The organism is Pseudomonas sp. 01L34 (assembly GCF_056400265.1).
In genome coordinates, this window is sequence record NZ_JBFTSX010000009.1 from 51,174 (window position 1) to 70,431 (window position 19,258).

Sequence of the window (19,258 nt, forward strand, 5' to 3'; positions counted from 1 at the left end):
GAAACACCATGGGATTCAATTGCGGCATCGTCGGCCTGCCTAACGTCGGCAAGTCCACCCTGTTCAACGCCCTGACCAAGTCCGGGATCGCGGCCGAGAACTTCCCCTTCTGCACCATCGAGCCCAACAGCGGTATCGTGCCGATGCCGGATCCGCGCCTGGAAGCCTTGGCGGCCATCGTCAAGCCCAAGCGTATCCTGCCGACCACCATGGAATTCGTCGACATCGCAGGCCTGGTGGCCGGCGCCTCGAAAGGTGAAGGCCTGGGCAACAAGTTCCTCGCCAACATCCGCGAGACCGATGCCATTGCCCACGTGGTCCGCTGCTTCGAAGACGAGAACGTGATTCACGTCTCCAACAGCGTCGACCCGAAACGCGACATCGAAATCATCGACCTGGAACTGATCTTCGCCGACCTCGACAGCTGCGAGAAGCAGCTGCAGAAAGTCGCTCGTAACGCCAAGGGCGGTGACAAGGACGCAGTGGTCCAGAAAGGCCTGCTGGAGCAGCTGATCGCTCACTTCACCCTGGGCAAGCCTGCGCGCAGCCTGATGAAAAACATGAGCACCGATGAGAAGCAGGTGATTCGCGGTTTCCACCTGCTGACCACCAAGCCGGTCATGTACATCGCCAACGTCGCTGAAGACGGTTTCGAGAACAACCCGCTGCTGGACGTGGTCAAGGCCATCGCCGAAGAAGAAGGCGCCGTGGTGGTTCCTGTCTGCAACAAAATCGAAGCCGAAATCGCCGAACTGGAAGATGGCGAAGAGAAAGACATGTTCCTCGAAGCCCTGGGCCTCGAAGAGCCTGGCCTGAACCGCGTAATCCGCGCCGGCTACGAAATGCTGCACCTGCAGACCTACTTCACCGCCGGTGTCGAAGAAGTCCGCGCCTGGACCGTCCGCGTCGGTGCTACCGCACCGCAAGCCGCCGGCGTGATCCACACCGACTTCGAAAAAGGCTTCATCCGCGCCGAAGTCATCGCCTACGACGACTTCATCCAGTACAAGGGCGAAGCCGGCACCAAAGAAGCCGGTAAATGGCGTCTGGAAGGCAAGGACTACATCGTTAAAGACGGCGACGTGATGCACTTCCGTTTCAACGTGTAGCGTTGTTGGCATCGAAGAAGCCGCGTTGATTCGCGGCTTTTTTTTGGGCGTTATATCGACCTGCTATGCGCGACTAGAACAGATAGCCCATGTAGATTGCGGCGCCTCCACCGGCCTGCACACCGGCGTTCATGCCGGCCATGACCACCGCCCTCTTGGCCGACTGCAGCAACTGCCGGTTGACCGTGGAGGAGGCAATGAGCGAGGTCGCCGGGTTGGAGCTCAGAACCGCCGCCAACGCCAGCAGCTTGGGATCAAGCCCGAACAACAGGGCGGTGGCCGAACCGCCGACCACCAACCCCGCCCCCACTTCGGTATACAGGCAGGGCCCGGTGATGTCGTCACTGGTCAGGTCACGACTGACCAGGGCGTCGCTGACAAACACCTTGCCAGTGCTGGGAAAAGCCTCCGCCGCACCGGCTGCCCCTACGCTCTTACCCTTGAGCTGGATATTGATCTTGCCGAAACGCGGCAGGCGCGCGCCAAATCCGACCCCCAACCCGACGCCGCCGTAGCGGTAGCTGACGTTCTCGCCCTAGGGCGAACGCAGGATGATCGAACCGCCACTGCCCGCCACCAGGGCTACGGTCAGACCGCCACCGCTGGCGGTCCGATACTGCCAGCAACTCTCATTGAGCGGGATCGGGATGTTGTAGTTCATCGTTCAAAGTCCTTTATGTGAATGAACTGCGCCGCGACCGCACTGGCGGATAACCCTTAACAGGCCGGCAAGGGTGAACAGCAGACCAATACAACCCAGTACGCCGGGAGTGGCCCACAGTGCAGCAGGGGTATCGACCACGGCGCTACTGGCCGGCTGCTCGGGCAGGTAATACACCCGCACCGGCTGATCCTGCCGATAGCCAAAAATAAAGCCGCCCTGGGGGTATGAAATCTTTTCACCACTGCTGGTGGTGAAGGCGATCTCGGGATGCGAACCACCGGCATTCAAGTGGCTGACGATGCCATCGGCGGTCTGTGCGTGGGCGAGGAATTCGCGTCGTTCAAGCGTGAGATTGACGGCAATGCCCAACAAGCCGATACCAATCAGGGCAAAGAGCAGCCCCTGAAGCATCTTCCCGAGGCGTGACGGGGTGAGGTTAGCCATGGCTTGTCTCGGTATTCGTCCATGAAAGAAGGCGGTCAGGTTAACAAGAAACCACCTATTTGAATGCCTTGGGGAAGCGCGGTTCACCGCTCCTGAAGAACCTCGATTTAGGTTGACTGACTTCCTCAGGGCGTGAAGCTGCCGGTCGCGATGGTTCTGAATCAGGTTCGCAAGTCACCCGCCCTGATGAATTCGATGAACGCTTTCAAGGCTGGTGGCACATAGTGCCGACTGGAGTAATAAAGAAAGAAAATTCGGCCGTTTCTGCCGTCGAGCATGTGAACAAATGTCCCTGGCGCCGCCTGACACCATGCTGAACTATTACGGAGTCCCGTTTCTTCCATGCAGGAGGTAGCCAGGTCGACGACTCAACCGTTCGTAATAGGCACTTACAGCAGGAAAGTCTGGGTGATCGAGCGGTGTTTCAAACCACCGGTTAACCGACAGGCCTATCGGTATGTCTGCGAGAGAAAACCCGTCTTCACTGACGTAGGCTCCTGTTGATTCGAGTTGTCGATTCAGGATCTCCATGTGCCTTGACCACAGGCTGCAAGCGGCTGCCAAGGCTCTGCTGTCCTGATGGTCAGGCGAATGCCTGACCAACGACATGAAGGCATACGTCCACGATTTGTTGAGGTCCGACGCTTGCCAGTCTATCCATTGGTCCACCCGCGCTCTTGCTCTCGGTTGGACCGGGTAAAAATGACCTCCGTTATAGCGAGACGCCAAATACCGAATGATCGAGTTTGACTCCCAGAGCACGAAGTCGTCGTCCAGGATCACCGGCACCGTTGCGTTGGGGTTCAGCGAAATGAATTTGGGCGTGCGCGTCGACTTGAAGCCTGACCCCCAATCCTCTCGCTCAAAGGGGATTTCGATCTCGGCGCATGCCCAAAGTACCTTTCGTACATTGATCGACGATGCCTTACCCAGTATGCGCAACATTTCATGTCCTTATCGTTCAGGGTGGTTGGTCAGGGGCTTTCGATAACCCGCTCGGATCTTTATCTAGTGCGCCTGGCGCGATGCACAGGGGCCGCTCTCAAATCCGGGTGACGCAGGTTTACCGCGCCGCACCAACCGCAAACAGCCCGGTTCAGCGCCGCCCTTCTACGGCCATGCGCACGGCCAGCTCGCGAGGACCGTCCCCGTCCCCATCAGCCAGCGTTGCACGATCTGCCACACGGGCCTGCTACGATGGCGCCAGCCATGACGGCAATCAGCGCGTTGACGCTCACGCTAATGACGATCTGTGTAAAACCAAGCACGATGGATTGCGCCAGCATACTGCCGTGGTCGGCGTGTTGGACTTGACCGCTTGCCAGGCAAGGTAGAGCAGATAGCGCGCGCAGCCGAGTCGCAGCGCGTCATACGCATAGGGAACCGCCAAGACCAAGGCTGCGATAGTAGGGTGGTCAAAGGGGGAACGTTAGATACAGATTGACTGACAAAACGTCATACAGCGGTCGCAGCACTGGGTATCCGCTCCCTGGGAATACGTTCGACTTCAACGTGAGCAATGGCTTGCCCCAATAGCGCATCCAAACACTCTGACGCAGTCAGCCGCGTGCATTATGGATGAGGGCTTTCGGTCAGGAACCGACTGTTGTGACAGGCCAAACAACACCCTATCGCGGCAGCGGGGGGCTTGGGCCTTGTCGCGCTATAGTTCTGCTGCGAAGGTCTTGGCTTTCTTCGGCGTGACACCGTACCGTTGCTTGTAGACCTTGATGAAGTGGGAGGTATTTTCATATCCCACCTCCGCAGCCGCGTCGGTGACGGAATAATTTTTAGCCGTCAACAGCTGATGCGCGATGTCGACTTTTTTTTCGATGATCCAGCGGTTCGGGGTGGTGTTGTAGCTGCGCCTGAAGTCGCGGATAAAGGTCGAAACGCTGCGCCCCGTCAGCAGGGCATAGTCTTCGATCTTCAACTTGTGCGAATAGTACTGCTCCATAAAGTCGGTGATGAGACGACGCTTACGGTTGCCGCCGCAGGACAGCTCGCGCAGGAAACGCAAGGACTTGTCCTGAATGGCGATCAGGTGCAGCAGTTCGAGCAGTTTCAACTCCAGCAGCGCGTCGGAGCCCTCCGCGCCCTTGTAGACATAGTCCAGCGAATCGATATAGCGCTGAATCTGTTCGTTGGCGTGCAGGGTATAAGTGCCGTGCACGTTTTTCTGCAGGCCGTCCGTGTGCGACTGGCCTGTACCGGCCGCACGAGACAGGTATTTGGCGATCAGCTTGTCGTCGAGAAATAGCAACACCGCCTCGAAGATATCACTGCCAGTGACGTAGTCCGATACCGTGTAAACGCCCTTGGAGAGGAAAATCAAATGATTCTCGTCGACAACATGGGACATGGCGTCATAGTCGCGAATAATCTGCTTGCCCTGCTTGATGTAGACGATCAACGGCGTGGCGATATAGATCGCCTTGTTTTCCAGGTTCGTTTCAAGCGTTTTATGGAGGATGGACGAGCTACCGTCAGCAAGAATAGGCTTTACATTGCGCATTGAGTAAAGCGCTGCCGGTACTACTTCGAGTGTCATTGCTATGGCTTCTCAATAAATTAGCCGCCCCATTTGGACGTTACAGCATCACATTTCGCTGAAGTAACCGCTGACCGGCTCACTGCTCAGATGCTCGACGATGACGCTCCACTGACCGCTCGAGATCATCTGCTCGACGTGGGCACCGTGCATTTCACGCGAGTCCCAAGCCTCCACCAGCGTGAACGCGAGTGGATCTTCCACGTGGTTGAGAATCTTGACCGTTTGGCAACCGTCCACCTTCGGCAGATTGATCTTCACGTCGCTCATGATGTTCTTGAAGGATTGCAGCTTTTCTTCTTTCACATTGAAGCTGATGACCAGATTGACGGACATACTACTTCTCCATTTTGATTTAACGAAAGCAACGACTATAGAGAGAGTTGAAAAATCAAAATGATTGAAAATAGTTAAAAATGCGCGTTTCCAGTCACTCTTGCGTTTTTCTTGCCGCTCTAGCGCCTATCCGCATACGGCAAGATTGGCTCCACCGGCAGCGGCAGGTTGCCTAGCCAGGGGTCGAAGGTGTAGCGCAAGTACAGCAAGGCGCGGCTTGGGGCGTAGCCTTCGCTGTGTTGCCAGGTGATGCCGGTCCCCAGCACCAGGTTCTCGGAAAGACGCCGTTCTAACAGGCCCTGGATGCGGAAGTTGACGCCGTTGCTGCTACTCCCACTCTTGGTCAAGGATGGGCTGTCCACCATGGTCCGGTTCGACTGCGCCAGAATATCTTGCAGGTCGGCCTCACCATTGTCTTTGGGGTAAAGGTCCGTGCCGTCGATTTTTGCGAACGACCAGCCCACCGCGCTTTCGAGCAGGACCGACCAGTCAGCGTTGCGCCAGGCATAGTTCACCGGCACGCTGACCGAATAGTATTGCTGCGGACTGTAGTAACCGCCCTGGCCCAGGGTCGATTCGCTGAGGTCCTTGTCGTACCCCATGTACATCAGCGTCAGACCGGTGCGCAGGCGCTCGTCGGCGCGTTCCACCAGGCGATAATAGTAGCCGCCCATGGCCATGCGCCGCTGGTTGCTTTCAGTGTTCTCACCCAGCAGCCAATGGTTGCTCAGGCTCGCCCATACACCGTCATTGCCGCCTGTGTCATGGCTCAGGCCGAGGGTGAAACCGTTGGCCGTGACACCGCCCCAGTGGGTACCGGTGACCGGATCGACCGCACCGGCGTAGGACACCAGCGAATTGGTCAACGGTCGCCGCGATGCCGTCAGGCGATAACCCACGTCATTCCAGTCACCGCTGTAGGTTCCCCCGCCCACCCAGTTCGACACCGTGAACTCCTGCGGCGTATGACCAAGGTCAAAAGCCCAACGGTCATCATGCCAGCCCACGCCCAGCAGCGTGCCGCGCACGCTTTGTGAACCGCCGGCACATCCCCCCTGCACCACCGCGCACAAGCCGAACTGGTCGGTACTGGAGAAACGGCTGACATCCAGGTTGATCTCTTCGGCCTGGACGAAACCCTGCCCCTGCGCCACGGGTGCGTCGATGCGCAGGACGGTGGTCTGGGTGGTCAGGTCCGAGATGCCCGATGCGCTGTTGTCGGTGCGCCAGGCAATGTCGTGGTAGAGGTTCACCGTCGGGTTCTGCTGCTGATACAGCTCGTCGACGTCGCTGCGGATGCTGCGCTGCAGCCAGTCATCGCTGTCCCTGGCACGACTCGCCCGGGTCATGGCGCGGTTGTCACGCGGTTCGACCTGTTGCGGTTCGATCATCCCGGCTGCGCCCATGCTGCGCGCGTAATGATCCAGCGCGAGTTGCGGTGCCTGCCAAGACAACAGGCGCGCCGCGTCCCGATGCACCAGCGGATCACTTTGCGGGGTCTTGAGCAACTCCTCGAACAGCGCGTTGGCACGTGCCTTGTCACCCAGCCTCGCCCAGGCACTGGCCAGGCGGCGCTGGAACGATGCCTGGGCCGGTACTGGCATGGTCACTGCCATCAGGCTGGCCTTGGCCGCGTTCGGACGACCGCGTTCGATCAGCACTTCGCCCAGGCCCAGTTGCGCTTCGGCATTTTTCGGCTCGCTGGCCAGCAGCTTGCGGTAGCGACTCTCGGCCCGTACCAGATCGCCACGCTGCCGGGCCCAGTCAGCCAGGGTCAGGTAGTCGTCAGGGGTCGGCGCTTCCATCAGCAGCAATTCTGCCTCGGCCTCACGTCCTTCATCATGCAGTGTCCGAGCCTTGGTGAGCAGTTGGCGACGCTGCAGGCTGGCCCACAGCGCGTTCATGTTGTCGTTCCAGACGGCGCGGGGGATCTGTCGCAGGCTGTCCATGGCTTCGCCGTCACGCCCACCATTGGCCAGGAACAGGCCGTGGGCATAGCGCGCCTCGGTGTCCTGGCCCTGGCGTTGCAGCAGCAGGTTGAAGTTTTGATGGGCCTCGGCCTCAATGCCCAGTTCCCGCTGGGCATTGGCCAGGCGGTACACCAGCCAGGGATTGTCCGGGTCCAGTACTCGGGCCTCGTTCAAGATCGTCGCCACCAGGGGCCAATCGCCGCGTCGAGCGGCGCCATCGGCCTGGGTATTGAGGCGCTCCAGCGTCAGGCCCCGGCGCACGCTCTGGAACCCCTCGCGTTCCTTGGGCGCCAGGCTGTCGAGGTAGCGCTCGGCCTTCTCCGGTGATTGCGATTGGAACAGGCGGACCATGGCACGCACCACACTCGCGTTGTTCGGATCAAGCTTGCGCGCTTGCACCAACAAGGCTTCGGCGGTGATGTCATCGGATTCGCCCCGGGCAACATAGGACAGGCCGATCAGCGGCGCAGGATCCTTCGGCTGGGTTTTGCGCGCCTGCTGATAGAATTTTTTCGCGACGGGGTAGTCCTTGCGCTCCAGCGCTTCATCGGCCTTTTGCAACAACATCCACTGGTAGTTAATGGTCTTGAGGTCCTGCCACTTGGTCATCCAGTCGGTGTCCTGCTCGATGGCCGAGGCACGGACAAACGCGTTGTATGCCGCTTCGTGCCGGTTCTGGCGCATCAGCGAAATCCCCAGGGAACCAAGCAGGTTGGAGTCTTGCGGATAACGCTTGAGCGCCCGGCGCAACTGAGCTTCGGCACCGACGTTGTCGCCGGCCTCGATCAATGCCTTGCCTTTGACACCCGCTTGCCAGGCCGGATCAGCCAGGTATTGCTCCTGTTCTTGCAACTGCCGGGTCGCGTCGGCGCGAAAGCTGGTGTAGGGGTAGAACGCCAGGAACGTCCGCCAAGCCTGCGCGGTTTCGGGCCCTATCGGCTGTTTAAGCAAATAATTGTATTCGCGTTCAGCGGCGTTGTTGCTGGTGCCAGGATCGCGGGCCAATTGATGCAAGACGTCCAGCGCCTCAGCGTCGCGTTTCTCGGCAAACAGCAGGCCAGCCAGGGTCTGGCGCAACGAGGCATTGCCGGGGTACTGCTGATCCAACTCGCGCAGTTGCTCGATCACGCGCGGGCGCTGCCCCTTGATGCCGCTGCGCACGCTCAGGTATTCCAGGGTGATGGCAAAGTCCGGCATGTCATCGCCGAACAATTGCCGATAGGCCTGGGCGGCGTCTTCAGAACGGCCGGCGATGACCAGCAAATGCGCTTCTTGCAAAGCCTTCTGGCCCTCGGCACTGTGCATTTTCAGCAAGCTCTCGGCTTGACGCAACAGCGCCGTGCCAGGCACCTGCTGGCGCAGTTGGGCAACCAGGCGCTCGGCTTGCGAGCGATTCTGTTGCAGCAGCGCCTGGCGGACCTCGATGACTTTCACCTGTGGATCGTCCGGAGCGATCAGTTCCAGGCGTGCCAGCGAGTCACGCACCAGGTCTTCGCGATGCAGCGCCTCTCCCACGCGGATCTGCTCCAACAGCCATTGCTGCTGGTCGGGCGGACTGAAAGGCTGAGCCAGGGCGACGCCGTAAATGCTGCTCAACAACAGCCCAAAACCGTTTACTTTGCGCATGCAGCCGTCCAATCTGGCACGAGGCGTCCATCCTTATCGAAGCGATAACGTTGTTGGTCCCAGCCTTGGCCGAACAGCGCCAACGACTGGTTGTAGTAGTCATCTGCCAACGCTGGCTGTTGTTGCAAGCGTTGGCGCTGGGCCGCAAGGGCAGCCGCACTGTCCGGACTGGCGGCCAGCATGGGCAGCAATGCGGCGCTGAAGCCGACCGGGCCAGTGCCCTTGTCGAGGCCGGTGGCGCTGTCGACGACTTCCGGCACATAGCCCCGGCGCGCGGTCAGATTGACCATGGGCCTGAAATGTTCGATCAGTGCGAAGCGACCCGGTGCGTCCTTGGCCAGCATGCCCGTCCAGAGGTAGACGCGGATGGCGTCATAGCTGCCGACACTGCCCTTCTGGCTGTCGACGACCCACCCCTGCCCGGCTTCCCAGCGTTGCCAGTCGGACGCCAGGCCCTTGGGCGAGCTTTCGATCAACAGGCGCCGGGCGTTGCTGGCCAACTCCTGCCAGACCGATGCCTCCTGGCCGAAGCGCGCCAGCAATTGCGGCGGCAGATAGCTGGCATTCAGGCGCCATTGCCCGGCGCTGTCGAACCCGACATCGCCGGGCAACAACATCACGCCCAGGCCTGGCAGCTTGCGCAAGCTTTGCGCGGCGCTGCGCCAGAGCAGGTTGCGGCCCAAGACCTGGTAAGCCGGTCGATGCCACAGGCGCCCGGCTTCGAGCAGGCTATAGGCGATGAACAAGTCGGCATCGGTGGCGTTGTTGCCATCGAGGACCTGCCAGCGCCCTTCTTTGTCGCGCCCCCACAACCATGCCGGAAGTTGCCGGTCAAAGTTCCCGCCCGCCAGGTTGTCCTGGGTCCAGCGCAGTATCTTGGCGAAGCTTTCAGGGTCGTTGCCCACCAGGGCAAAAAACAGCCCGTAGCTCTGTCCTTCAGACGTGGAGATCAACGCCTCCGAGGAGCGGTCGATGACCCGTCCGTCCGGGCTGAGCATGGCCTGACGATAATTCTCCCAGGCCGGCCAGGCGCATTGGGCAGCCCCGGCAAAGCCGGGCATGGCAAAGATTGCGGTCAGCACCCGCGCGACGACAGCTTTCACCCGGTCACTCCTGGCCAGCCAGACGACGACGGGCAGCCCAACGCAGGGCGCGCCACAGCAGGAAGGCCGTCAGCAGAACGCTGGTGAAGGCCAGGCCCGCCAACAGGACCGGGTGCTCGGACAACTGGTACCAAAGCAGCAGCCACCACGGAAGGCGACCGACGAAGTACTGCTGGCCCACCCAACTGCTGCCAACGCCGCTGCTGCGGATCAGCGTCACGGAGCCGGCCACGGCGTCCATTTTGCCGCTGTCGCCCAAGGTGTCGCGCAGCAGTTGGTAATCGGCCTCATCGCTGGCCAGTAGGGCCACAATGCTGCGCTGTTCATGATGGGGCGATTGCAGGCCGACGATGGCAGCGATCGGTGCCTGGGCGCTGACTTCGACGCGGTTGGTCCCCTGGTCGCGCTCATCGCTGAGCTGGCCGGCCCGGGGTGACTTGCCATTGTGCTCACTGGCAGGTTTCAACAGCCAGTCACGAGTCTGGTCCAGCACCAGGTTGGCATCGGCCCCATTGCCCACTCCCGGCGCCATGGCGCCGAATACGAGCAGGTCGACATCCGCCTTCGCGTCGTCCCAATTGTCCGAGAGGCGCAGGCCGAACGCCGGCAGCCCAGTGCGCGCGGAGATGGCGGCGATGGTCTCGAACAAGGTGCTCAGTTGTACAGGAAGGCTGCGAGCCGGGACCATCACCAGGGTTTCCGACAGGTCGGCCATGCGGCTGTACGGAAAACCGCTGCGGGCAAAGACGCGCAGGTCGGGCATGGCGATGTAGTGATGGTAGCCGGTCAGGTCGATCGTCGATTCTTCATCGATCACCGCCTGGTTGTTCACCGGCAGCGACGTCTGGCAACGATCGCGCTGGGCGCTGCCGAAGGTGCTGGCGAAGTTGAAGTCGAAACGCAAGGTGTTGCGATCGCCAATCTTCAACCCAGGCACCAGCAGCTTTTCGTTGAGGTCAGCCGATTCGCTGGACAACACCGCCAGGCGCAACTCCTCCAGACGGCTGCCGGCCTTGCCTTGCAGTGCCAGGCTGGTGATGAACTGGTTGTTCAGGCTGACGGCCAGGCGCGATTCGTCGTTGACCGACGGTGGCGTGTAACGGAACCGGGTTTGCAGTGCAATTCCCTGGCTGCGCCAGACGAACAGGTCGGGCGGCAGATTCACGTCCACGGTGATCGGCCGTGGCTGCAGGCCATTCGCCTGAAGCTGCTCGGGGTATTTGATCAGCTCGGCGAAGCGCACCGCACGGTCCGTACGCACCCAATTCGGCGCGTCATAAGGCACCCGGGGCTTGAGCTGCCGGACCTGGTTGACGGTTACACGCGAACCACGGAACAGGTCCCCGCCCAAGGCCAGGGCACGGGCGGCCACAGCCAGGTCATCGTCGTTGCGGCCCAATACCAGCAATACCTTGCTGTAAGGGTCCTGGGGGTTGTCGATCATTTGCACCACAGGCGCATCCACGGCCGGGTACGTGTCCATGTCGGCCAGGAAGGACGGGCGGTGATCGTTGGTCGCGAAGACAATGGCCGACGGGGCGCGATTCTGCCCGTCGGCGGGCGGCAACTGGTCGAACAGCACAGGGAACTGTGCACCACGCCAACCGGCCTGGCTGCCGAAGTAGGATGCCAGGATACCGGCAGCACGTTGCTCGCCCAGCGTCGGCGCGTCGGCGAAGACCAGGTTGACAACCGGCTTGCCCTGGCCCCGGATGTCGAAGAAAGGCATCGGGAAATAGGCCAGGTCGTTCTTGAGCGTCAGAGGCTGCTCCTGCACCTGGATCTGACTGCTACGCCCAACGTTCAACCATAACGTGCTGTTGGCCGGATCTTCGCAGGTATCGGTGTAATGGCCGACGAACTCCAGGCGCACGCGGTTGAAATCGGAAACCAGGCGCGGATCCAACGCCACCGACTGGGTGACCTTCCTGCCCAACTGGTCTTTCTCGATCGGTACAACGCTCATCAGCACGTCGTTGAGATACACACGCAAGTGCGAGGTCTGGGGCAACAGCGAAGGCGACGGTGTGTATTCCAGCTGCAATTTTGCATCGCTGGCGATGCGGTCGCGGCGCAGGCTGAATTCGATCTGGTCACTGTTACGGATACCCAGCAACAGGTTGTCGGCAGGACGCCCCAGCTGTTCAAAGCTATAGGCGGTGCTCCAGCCCGGTAGGCTGCTGACCGCAGCTGGCATGTCAGGTGTTGGCTCGGTGACTGCCTGGGCGCAATCCATGGTCAGGAGCGCCAGACTGGCAACAAGGTGTTTGCTGAAGAAGCCGCTCATAGTGCGCTCACTGATCGGGAATCGGAAAAAGGGGAAGCCGCTGGCATACGCGGCAGGAAACTGAACACCCCGCGCAACAGGCGCAGCGGCGGGCGGGCGATGCGACGGACCCAGGCAGGCAGGTATTCGTAAAGGCGGTAATAGCCGATGCCGCCAAGCTTGAGGATGTCGACGAAGCTGTGCAGCGGACGATCCGGGGCAAAGTTCTCGCCCCAGTTGAGCCAGGCGTCGGCACGGGCGAAGGTGCACTGCACAAAATCGATCTTCTGCTGCGTACTGAGGGCGGTGAAACTGATACCGACGAAATTCTTGTGGCTGCGGCTGATGTGGCCCGGGAACAGGAACTCGCGATCGCCGCGCTGCATCATCAGCGAGATACGCCCGCCCAACGGCAGCGACAACGAAGCGTCGAGCTGGATGCCCACGCCACCGTCCGAATAGTCCTGCAATGTGCCGGGGTAAGAATGACCACTCTCCAGGCGCACCGCAGCGGGCAACTTGGCGTGCACTCGGTGGGTCTGGCGAACCTGGCGCACTTCAGCGGCCACCGCCACGGCGGCTCCGATGATCAGCAGGTTGTAGATGACCCAGAGAATGCTCACCCACACGGTGGCGATCTCGTTGTCGGGTCCGCAGACCAGACGCCAGGCGGCAAAGCCCAGGCCCGCAACGTTCAACAACGCCAGCAGCAAGTACGGCTGGGCGATTTTCCAGTCGAACTGGTTGCGTTCCATCAGGCCGCCCTTGGCGGTCACGTTGAACTTGCCCTTGCTGGGGTTCAACAGTGCCACCGTGGTGGGGCGTGCGATGTACCAGGCCAGCACGGTCTCGTACACCTCGCCCCAGAACGTCTGGCGATAGGCGCCCTGCATTCGCGAGTTGGTCAGGCTGGCGTGGATCATGTGCGGCAGCACGTACAGCAGGATCATCAGCGCCGGCGCGTAGATGATGTAGGCATGCAGGAACAGAAAAGCCAGCGGCGCCGTGAGGAACACCAAGCGCGGCAGACCGGCCAGGAAATGCATCATCGCGTTGGCGTAGCAGATGCGCTGGAAGAAGGTCAGGCCCTTTCCGAGCAAGGGGTTATCGGTGCGGAAGATCTGCGCCATGCCTCGGGCCCAGCGAATGCGCTGGCCGACATGCGCCGACAGGCTCTCGGTGGCCAGGCCCGCCGCCTGAGGGATCTTGATATAGGCCGAGTTCCAGCCGTTGCGGTGCAAGCGCAGCGCTGTGTGGGCGTCCTCGGTCACGGTCTCGACGGCAAAGCCGCCGATCTCGATCACCGCCGCGCGGCGCAGCACCGCGCACGAGCCACAAAAGAACGCGGCGTTCCACATGTCATTGCCGTCCTGGACCATCCCGTAGAACAGCTCGCCTTCGTTGGGGCGCTCGCGGAACACATTGAGGTTGCGCTCGAAGGGGTCTGGCGACAGGAAGTGATGCGGGGTCTGCACCAGCGCCAGTTTCGGATCACGCAAGAAACCGCCAGTGGTCATTTGCAGGAATGAGCGCACGGGCACATGGTCGCAGTCGAAAATGGCGATCAGCTCGCTGTCGAGCAACGTCAGCGCGTGGTTGAGGTTACCGGCCTTGGCGTGACGATTGTCGTTGCGGGTGATGTAGCCGACACCGACTTGCGCGGCGAACTGGCGGAAACTCTCGCGCTTGCCGTCGTCGAGAATGTAGATGTTCAGTTTGTCGGCCGGCCAGTCGATGCCCATGGCCGCATACACCGTGCCCCGCACGATGGACAGATCTTCGTTGTAGGTCGGGATCAACAAGTCGACGCTGGGCCACAGCCGCGTGTCGCGTGGCAGCGGCGCCGGCTTGCGGCCCAAAGGCCAGCAGGTCTGGATGTAACCGAGGATCAACACCACCCACGAATAGGTTTCGGCCACCAGCAGGATCAATCCGCACGCCAGGTCCAGCGGCTGGTTCCAATTCAGGGTGGAGGTGTAGCGCCACCACAGGTAACGGCACGAGACGATGACCGACAAGACCACCATCAGCAATGTCGTAAAACGCCCCGGCACCCGTCGCACAAGCATGGCCAGGCCCCACAACAACAGGACTAAGACCAATTGGGCGAGGTAGCCGAAAGGCTCGGTGATGCACAACAACATCAACATGAAGGCGACGGCCCCAAGGGCCACGTTGATCAGCCGCTGGTTGCGACGGTCCAGCCCCTTCCACCAATGGCTGCCCTGGCGAATCTGCTGGTTGGTCCAGGCGCGCCGGGGTGCGCTTTCCAGCGCCTCCCCCATCCACGCCCCCAGGCGCAGATATCGCCTCCCGAGGGCCTTGAGCCAATCGGGGGACGCCAGTCTCCTGGCCCGCCGCGGTACCGGGCGAACCAGCAGCAGCCAGAGACTTTGCACGGCATAACGCAGCGGGTCGCCCAGCCTCGGTGACCGATGGGCCAGTTGCGGATACCAGCGCTTTGGCTGATCGAGCACATAGCGCCAGCTCGGCGACTCCAGACGAAAGAACATCCACGCCAAGGCGTTCAATGTCGCCAGCAGCAGCGCAACCGGCAAGCCACTGTCATAGCGCCGATACAAGCGGGCAAACGGGAAAATGCGGGCAATCATACGGCCTCCAGGCGTCGAGCCAGGCACCAGGTGGCCAGGCTCAACACGTCCTGGGCCGCCAGGCTGGCCTGGGCATAAGCCCCCACCGGCTTCTTGAAGGCCAGGGCTTCGTGCATGGCTTCATCCCGATGCACGTTGAGTGGCAACAGCCGGTCGCCATATTGTTTGCGCCAGATCAGTTGCAGGTCGCGCTGCAATTGACTGACCGGGTCGAAGCGGTTGATCAGCAGATACTCGCTAGGGTCTTCTTCCTGCTGCAACAGCACATGGCAGGCGGCATCCGCCTCGACAACCTGCAGGCGCAACGCACAAGGCCCGACACGGGAATGACCGGGCAGGCGCAGCGGTACATCGAACAGAATCCAGTCAAAGCGCTCGGCGAGACTGGCCTGTCGGTGAAGCCACAGCTCCGGCGTCTTGCGCAGGTTTTGCTCGACCTGCTCCTGCTCGGCCAGTTTCAGGCGGCCATAAGGCAGCACGTCCAATCCCGGCTGCACGGTCCAGGCCTGGGTGTACCAATCCTCCCCGTCGATCATGGCGCGCGCCCAGCCGCTGCGCTCGCTGACCCGGACATTGAAATGCAGGCGAAGCAGGTTCTGCGGACACATGTCGACCAGCAGTACGCGCTCGCCAAGACGATGCAATGCATGGGCAATGGCCGCCACCAACGCGCTGGTGCCAACGCCCCCGCGCAGACCTCGCAGGCTCAGAGCTGTCACGACAGCGCCTCCTGCTCAGACTTTCGTGTCGGTACCAGGACCGCCGTTCGCAGGCGCTCCACCTCTCCCAGCAGTGGCCAGCGATGCAGGGCCTTCTGCAATTCGATCTGCGCCGAAATGTCCACGTAGTCCAGTTCGGGCAGCTCGATCTCCAGTTTCAAACGGGCGATGTCGTCGGCACGATCCGCACGCGACTGCGCCCTGGCTTTCACTTGAAGCGCTGTGGGTAGGGCAGCCATCCACCTTTCTCCTTGATTCGTACGTAAGGTTTTCCGGCGTAGTCGACGACCACGGTGCCAGCGTTCTCGGAAACTGCCGCCGTCTGCGGCAGGTTGCTCAGCAGGGCCGGCCAGTCGGGACCCTGGCCATCGCCCTGGGGCTGGGCGGTGTAGAGACGGCTGATAATTTCCGACAGGGCCAGGAAACTGCTCGGCTCGGCGATGTGCAGTGGAGCGGAATTGGCGTTGCGCCCCATGCCCACCAACTTGATACCGACCGGCACGTGGGTGATGGACCGGCTTGGGATCTCGCGCATGCCGGAGATCTGCATGCGATCGCCATGCAGCGCCGCACCATGCTCCGGTACGATCACCACGACCACCCGCCGGCCAGTCGACTCCAGTTGCTTGATGAAGCCACTGAGGTCATCGATCAGCCCCTGGGCACGCGGTTTGTAATCGGCGCTCTTGGTGCCGCCATCGGGGGTCAGCGCACGGTTGCCGTCATGCAGCGTGGTGGTGTTGTAGAACAGTGCCACGCGCTCGTTCGTCCCGGCTTCACGGTGCTTCCACCAAGTGTCCAGGACCTGCGAATCGCGCAGGATCGGCGAACCGTCGAAGCCCACCAATGCACGGGGCAGTTTGCTGGTATTCACAGCAGGCCCCGGCAACGAGCCCTGGGCACGGACTTCGTCAAGAAAACCTTCGAACTGGCCGGTGTGGTTGAGCATCACTTCGCTGGCAAAGCCCAGCTTGCTCAGGTCGGCCATCAACATGCACTGCGGTGGCGCAGTGCCGTAGAGCTGCATGTGGGGGACCTGCCCGCAGCTAGCGCGCAACAAACGGATGGCAGCCGGGCCACTGTAGGCGGTGGCCGAGTTGAAGCTGTCGAAAATCACGTCCATTTGCTGAAAGAGTGCGTTATCGCGCAGGCCCACGGCTTCCAGATCATCCCAGGCCATGGAGCAGATATTGATCAGCAACAGGTCGAACGGCTGCGCGGCAGAGGTCGACGGCATGAACTCCACCTGACGCCCGGCTTCGGTGCTGTAGAACTTCTGCAGGTACGCCTCAAGCGTCGCGCTGTCCGGCTCGGCGGAGCTCGCTGCCGCCACGGGGGCGTCGCTGGTCGACGTTGCGGCCGGTTCGCTGCGCGCATGCAGGGCCAGCACATTGGCGCTGGCCAGCCAGGCCAGCCCTAGCACACTCAGGGTAGTCAGGCGCAGCCAGTGACGGGCAAAGGCATAGATCACCACCAGTACGGCCAGCAGTGCACACAGGTTCCAGTCGATGAAACGGCCAGCCAACTCGACCACGTAGGCACCGCTGAAATTCAGCACCCCTGGCTGGTCGAGCAGGCGGCTGAAGGGGGGCAGCCAGGTGTCCTGGTAAAACAGCGCAACGCCCACCGGGATTGCAATGAACGTGCGCAGGTAACGCAGATAACGGTACGGCAACGGCAGCAGCAAGGCAGCCGCGAACACCAGGTTGGGCCATACCTGCAGGTTCAGGTAGCCCGCCCACAGCAGTGCAAACTTGAGGATGAAGTACAGGTTCCACGCCCCCAGGCCCGGCCAGACGGGCACTGGCGTTGGATAAGCGACTTCAGACCGATTCATGGGGCTCACTCCGGGCTGGGGCGCGGCGCCGCACCCCACCGGATTTCAGGTAACGCGGGGGCAAGAAGCCCTGCACAACATCGAGAAGATGGCGCCCCACCCTGGCCAGCACCAGGATCAGCGCCAGGGTCAACAGGCTGCTAAGGCCGATTACCTGAAGCAGTTCGGAATAACTCATGGACAATGCCCCGCAATGGCAAGCGTGATGCGTTCAGGAGAATAAGCGCCACACTCGGCGACGTCGGCAGCGCCAGCGGCCCCGCGTTCTTCTACCGGAGGGAGCCTGGAAGGCAGCGACGCCTGCGCAAGGAAAGCCTCGCGCGGCAAGGCGTCGACGCCGGAGAGAATCTGGATGTCGCTGAACAGATCGCGCCAGGCCAGCCGGCAGATATTCTCCAATGCCGGCTCCAGCCCATCCGCGCGACAGGCAAACAGGAACAGATAAAAAGCCCCATCGACCACGCAGGCGACATCACCGAAACGACGCAGGTCGATCTGATTGAGGTACTGCTCGATCTCCAGGCCACCGCGCGGTGTCAGCCTGAGCATCTGGTGGCTGATTTCACCGGAGGCACCGCCATAGACGCGTTCCACCGTGCTGATGAATTCGCGCGGCAACAACAGACCGCGCTCGGCAGGTGGACGCAGGCGTTTGAACAGCGACTGGAGGTCGGTGGTACGACTGTGACGCCAGGTCTGGCCCTGGGCGCTGTCGATAATGCTGAAGAAGTACGCCAGCGTAGTGCCATAAGGCACCGTCATGTTGGCCCCACAGGACACCAGCAGACGCTCGTCCCGGTAACGCAGGCAGGGCTCCATTTCACGTACGATGATTTTCAGCGCGCTACCGCAGCGCTTGCGCAAGGCATGGATCTGACGGGCCAATTCCTCGACCTGCAAGTTGCTGTCGATGGCGACGATGATGCTGGCGGCGCGGGCGCGGCTCGCTTGTTGGAGCAAGTCCTCGCGGTTCTCGAACAGCCTCCACTGATCCGACAACGGCGGTGCGCCTTCGAGCACGGCACGCTGGGTCAGGTAGATGCGCTGATCGTCGGTGTGGGTGAGTTGCGCGCCGCTCTGCTCATTGGCCGACAGCGCAAAACCGTCCACGCGCAACTCCAGCTCGAACGCCTGCCCACTGCACACGCCCAGCTCGCTGTGCCAATAGTGCAGTTGGTAATGAATACCGCCGTCACGGCGATAGAGCTGGGCAAGCCCTGAAATGGTCTCGTTGAGCCGCAACAGACGCTCATGCAATTGAGGCGCCTGGCCGTGACCGATCATCAGCAAAGTGCATTGGCGTCGCCCCAACCATTGCCCCAGGGCCTGGCAACAGTGCCGCAGCCCTGGCGCGACTTCGCTCTGCCAGGCGCTGGTGGGCAGCATCAGCACAATGGCACTGCCGGCCACCGGCGCTGCACGGGTCAGCTCGCCGACCAGCGACTTGAGGGCCCGGCCGACGTCGGCTTCGTTGATGTCGAACAGCTTCAGCTCGCCGGGGCCGGCATAGGCCGCCATCTTCTGGGCGACGTCCCGACTTGAATGCCCGCAACACACCAGCATCGCTCGCGCATCGGCCGGCATCGCTGCCAGGCACTGGGCTGCCAGCGTCGCCGCATCGCGCGCCTGATCCACAGCCACCCAATAAAAACCGCCCTCGCGCAACAATATCTGCTCATCACGCAGATCGCGGATGGCTAAGGTGACCTGACTCAAATGCAACTCCCTTTCCCTTTGAACCGGATACAACACGAGCGTGATCGGCCCCTCGACGCCTGCTCGCGAGGGACTTTTTCTAATGACGTACACAAGCGCCCCGAGCCAGGCTCAGGGGGAGACTGTTAAGTCAGCGAAATTGGCTGGGCCGAACCCTGAAACTCGGGGCTGGAAGCTTTAAATGCGGGATAGTGCCGTTGGAAGAAAATGAGAAATCACTTTTCCGCCGTTCATCACCGATCATTCACCGATCACCCTTCCGGACGCTCCTGCGCCCGGAAATGGCGCGCAATTATCATGACGCC

14 protein-coding genes and 2 pseudogenes are annotated in these 19,258 nt (G+C 61.4%); 1 reads left to right on the forward strand and 15 read right to left on the reverse strand.

All coding sequences use genetic code 11. The features are described 5' to 3' along the window. The first annotated feature begins 8 nt into the window (after nt 1-8). Nucleotides 9-1,109 (forward strand): redox-regulated ATPase YchF, encoded by a 1,101-nt coding sequence (gene ychF, locus AC1DQM_RS25495; protein ID WP_018929566.1) that lies wholly within the window; start codon nt 9-11, stop codon nt 1,107-1,109. A 73-nt stretch (nt 1,110-1,182) separates the two neighbouring features. Here ychF and AC1DQM_RS25500 read toward each other — a convergent pair. The 15 genes and pseudogenes from AC1DQM_RS25500 to bcsE form a co-directional block, all read right to left on the reverse strand. Further along, nucleotides 1,183-1,770 (reverse strand): annotated as a pseudogene (locus AC1DQM_RS25500) (hypothetical protein). A 3-nt stretch (nt 1,771-1,773) separates the two neighbouring features. Next, complete coding sequence (locus tag AC1DQM_RS25505; RefSeq protein ID WP_477747023.1) at nt 1,774-2,217, reverse strand: DUF3592 domain-containing protein; 444 nt, start codon at nt 2,215-2,217, stop codon at nt 1,774-1,776. 321 nt (nt 2,218-2,538) lie between these two features. Continuing rightward, nucleotides 2,539-3,162 (reverse strand): glutathione S-transferase family protein, encoded by a 624-nt coding sequence (locus tag AC1DQM_RS25510; RefSeq protein ID WP_138866792.1) that lies wholly within the window; start codon nt 3,160-3,162, stop codon nt 2,539-2,541. Nucleotides 3,163-3,313: 151 nt separating this feature from the next. After that, a pseudogene (locus AC1DQM_RS25515) lies at nt 3,314-3,622 on the reverse strand (LysE family translocator); the annotation flags it as partial. Nucleotides 3,623-3,880: 258 nt separating this feature from the next. Then, the gene (locus AC1DQM_RS25520) at nt 3,881-4,768 is read right to left on the reverse strand and encodes a helix-turn-helix domain-containing protein (protein WP_204125527.1); all 888 of its coding nucleotides are present in this window, start codon (nt 4,766-4,768) and stop codon (nt 3,881-3,883) included. 48 nt (nt 4,769-4,816) lie between these two features. Continuing rightward, the gene (locus tag AC1DQM_RS25525) at nt 4,817-5,104 is read right to left on the reverse strand and encodes a putative quinol monooxygenase (protein WP_204125528.1); all 288 of its coding nucleotides are present in this window, start codon (nt 5,102-5,104) and stop codon (nt 4,817-4,819) included. Between the two features lie 119 nt (nt 5,105-5,223). After that, entirely contained in the window at nt 5,224-8,700 is a 3,477-nt protein-coding gene (gene bcsC / locus AC1DQM_RS25530; protein WP_477747024.1) for a cellulose synthase complex outer membrane protein BcsC, read from the reverse strand. Continuing rightward, on the reverse strand, nt 8,688-9,803 hold the full coding sequence (gene bcsZ, locus AC1DQM_RS25535; RefSeq protein ID WP_204125530.1) for a cellulose synthase complex periplasmic endoglucanase BcsZ: 1,116 nt from the start codon (nt 9,801-9,803) through the stop codon (nt 8,688-8,690). The genes bcsC and bcsZ overlap by 13 nt, the downstream gene beginning before the upstream one ends. A 4-nt stretch (nt 9,804-9,807) precedes the next feature. Further along, nucleotides 9,808-12,090 (reverse strand): cellulose biosynthesis cyclic di-GMP-binding regulatory protein BcsB, encoded by a 2,283-nt coding sequence (bcsB, locus tag AC1DQM_RS25540; RefSeq protein WP_477747025.1) that lies wholly within the window; start codon nt 12,088-12,090, stop codon nt 9,808-9,810. Next, nucleotides 12,087-14,681 (reverse strand): UDP-forming cellulose synthase catalytic subunit, encoded by a 2,595-nt coding sequence (gene bcsA, locus AC1DQM_RS25545; RefSeq protein ID WP_477744025.1) that lies wholly within the window; start codon nt 14,679-14,681, stop codon nt 12,087-12,089. The genes bcsB and bcsA overlap by 4 nt, the downstream gene beginning before the upstream one ends. Further along, nucleotides 14,678-15,400 carry a cellulose biosynthesis protein BcsQ gene (gene bcsQ, locus AC1DQM_RS25550; protein WP_204125533.1) on the reverse strand — a complete coding sequence of 241 codons (723 nt, stop codon included), beginning with the start codon at nt 15,398-15,400 and terminating at the stop codon, nt 14,678-14,680. The genes bcsA and bcsQ overlap by 4 nt, the downstream gene beginning before the upstream one ends. After that, on the reverse strand, nt 15,397-15,639 hold the full coding sequence (gene bcsR, locus AC1DQM_RS25555) for a cellulose biosynthesis protein BcsR (protein WP_204125534.1): 243 nt from the start codon (nt 15,637-15,639) through the stop codon (nt 15,397-15,399). The genes bcsQ and bcsR overlap by 4 nt, the downstream gene beginning before the upstream one ends. Then, nucleotides 15,609-17,237: a cellulose biosynthesis protein BcsG gene (gene bcsG / locus AC1DQM_RS25560; protein WP_477744026.1), complete on the reverse strand. Its 1,629-nt coding sequence runs from the start codon at nt 17,235-17,237 to the stop codon at nt 15,609-15,611. Before bcsG ends, bcsR begins: the two co-directional genes overlap by 31 nt. Beyond that, a complete protein-coding gene (gene bcsF / locus AC1DQM_RS25565; protein ID WP_204125536.1) occupies nt 17,224-17,415 on the reverse strand; it encodes a cellulose biosynthesis protein BcsF in 192 nt (63 codons plus the stop codon). Before bcsF ends, bcsG begins: the two co-directional genes overlap by 14 nt. Beyond that, nucleotides 17,412-18,953 carry a cellulose biosynthesis protein BcsE gene (bcsE, locus tag AC1DQM_RS25570; RefSeq protein ID WP_204125537.1) on the reverse strand — a complete coding sequence of 514 codons (1,542 nt, stop codon included), beginning with the start codon at nt 18,951-18,953 and terminating at the stop codon, nt 17,412-17,414. The genes bcsF and bcsE overlap by 4 nt, the downstream gene beginning before the upstream one ends. Between the last annotated feature and the right edge of the window lie 305 nt (nt 18,954-19,258).

What these genes read in the sequence shown, in the direction of transcription:
- bcsR (WP_204125534.1), bottom strand. Translation starts at nt 15,639, where the DNA reads ATGGCTGCCCTACCCACAGCGCTTCAAGTGAAAGCCAGGGCGCAGTCG.
- AC1DQM_RS25525 (WP_204125528.1), bottom strand. Translation starts at nt 5,104, where the DNA reads ATGTCCGTCAATCTGGTCATCAGCTTCAATGTGAAAGAAGAAAAGCTG.
- ychF (WP_018929566.1), top strand. Translation starts at nt 9, where the DNA reads ATGGGATTCAATTGCGGCATCGTCGGCCTGCCTAACGTCGGCAAGTCC.
- bcsC (WP_477747024.1), bottom strand. Translation starts at nt 8,700, where the DNA reads ATGCGCAAAGTAAACGGTTTTGGGCTGTTGTTGAGCAGCATTTACGGC.
- AC1DQM_RS25520 (WP_204125527.1), bottom strand. Translation starts at nt 4,768, where the DNA reads ATGACACTCGAAGTAGTACCGGCAGCGCTTTACTCAATGCGCAATGTA.
- bcsB (WP_477747025.1), bottom strand. Translation starts at nt 12,090, where the DNA reads ATGAGCGGCTTCTTCAGCAAACACCTTGTTGCCAGTCTGGCGCTCCTG.
- bcsG (WP_477744026.1), bottom strand. Translation starts at nt 17,237, where the DNA reads ATGAATCGGTCTGAAGTCGCTTATCCAACGCCAGTGCCCGTCTGGCCG.
- AC1DQM_RS25510 (WP_138866792.1), bottom strand. Translation starts at nt 3,162, where the DNA reads ATGTTGCGCATACTGGGTAAGGCATCGTCGATCAATGTACGAAAGGTA.
- bcsF (WP_204125536.1), bottom strand. Translation starts at nt 17,415, where the DNA reads ATGAGTTATTCCGAACTGCTTCAGGTAATCGGCCTTAGCAGCCTGTTG.
- bcsA (WP_477744025.1), bottom strand. Translation starts at nt 14,681, where the DNA reads ATGATTGCCCGCATTTTCCCGTTTGCCCGCTTGTATCGGCGCTATGAC.
- AC1DQM_RS25505 (WP_477747023.1), bottom strand. Translation starts at nt 2,217, where the DNA reads ATGGCTAACCTCACCCCGTCACGCCTCGGGAAGATGCTTCAGGGGCTG.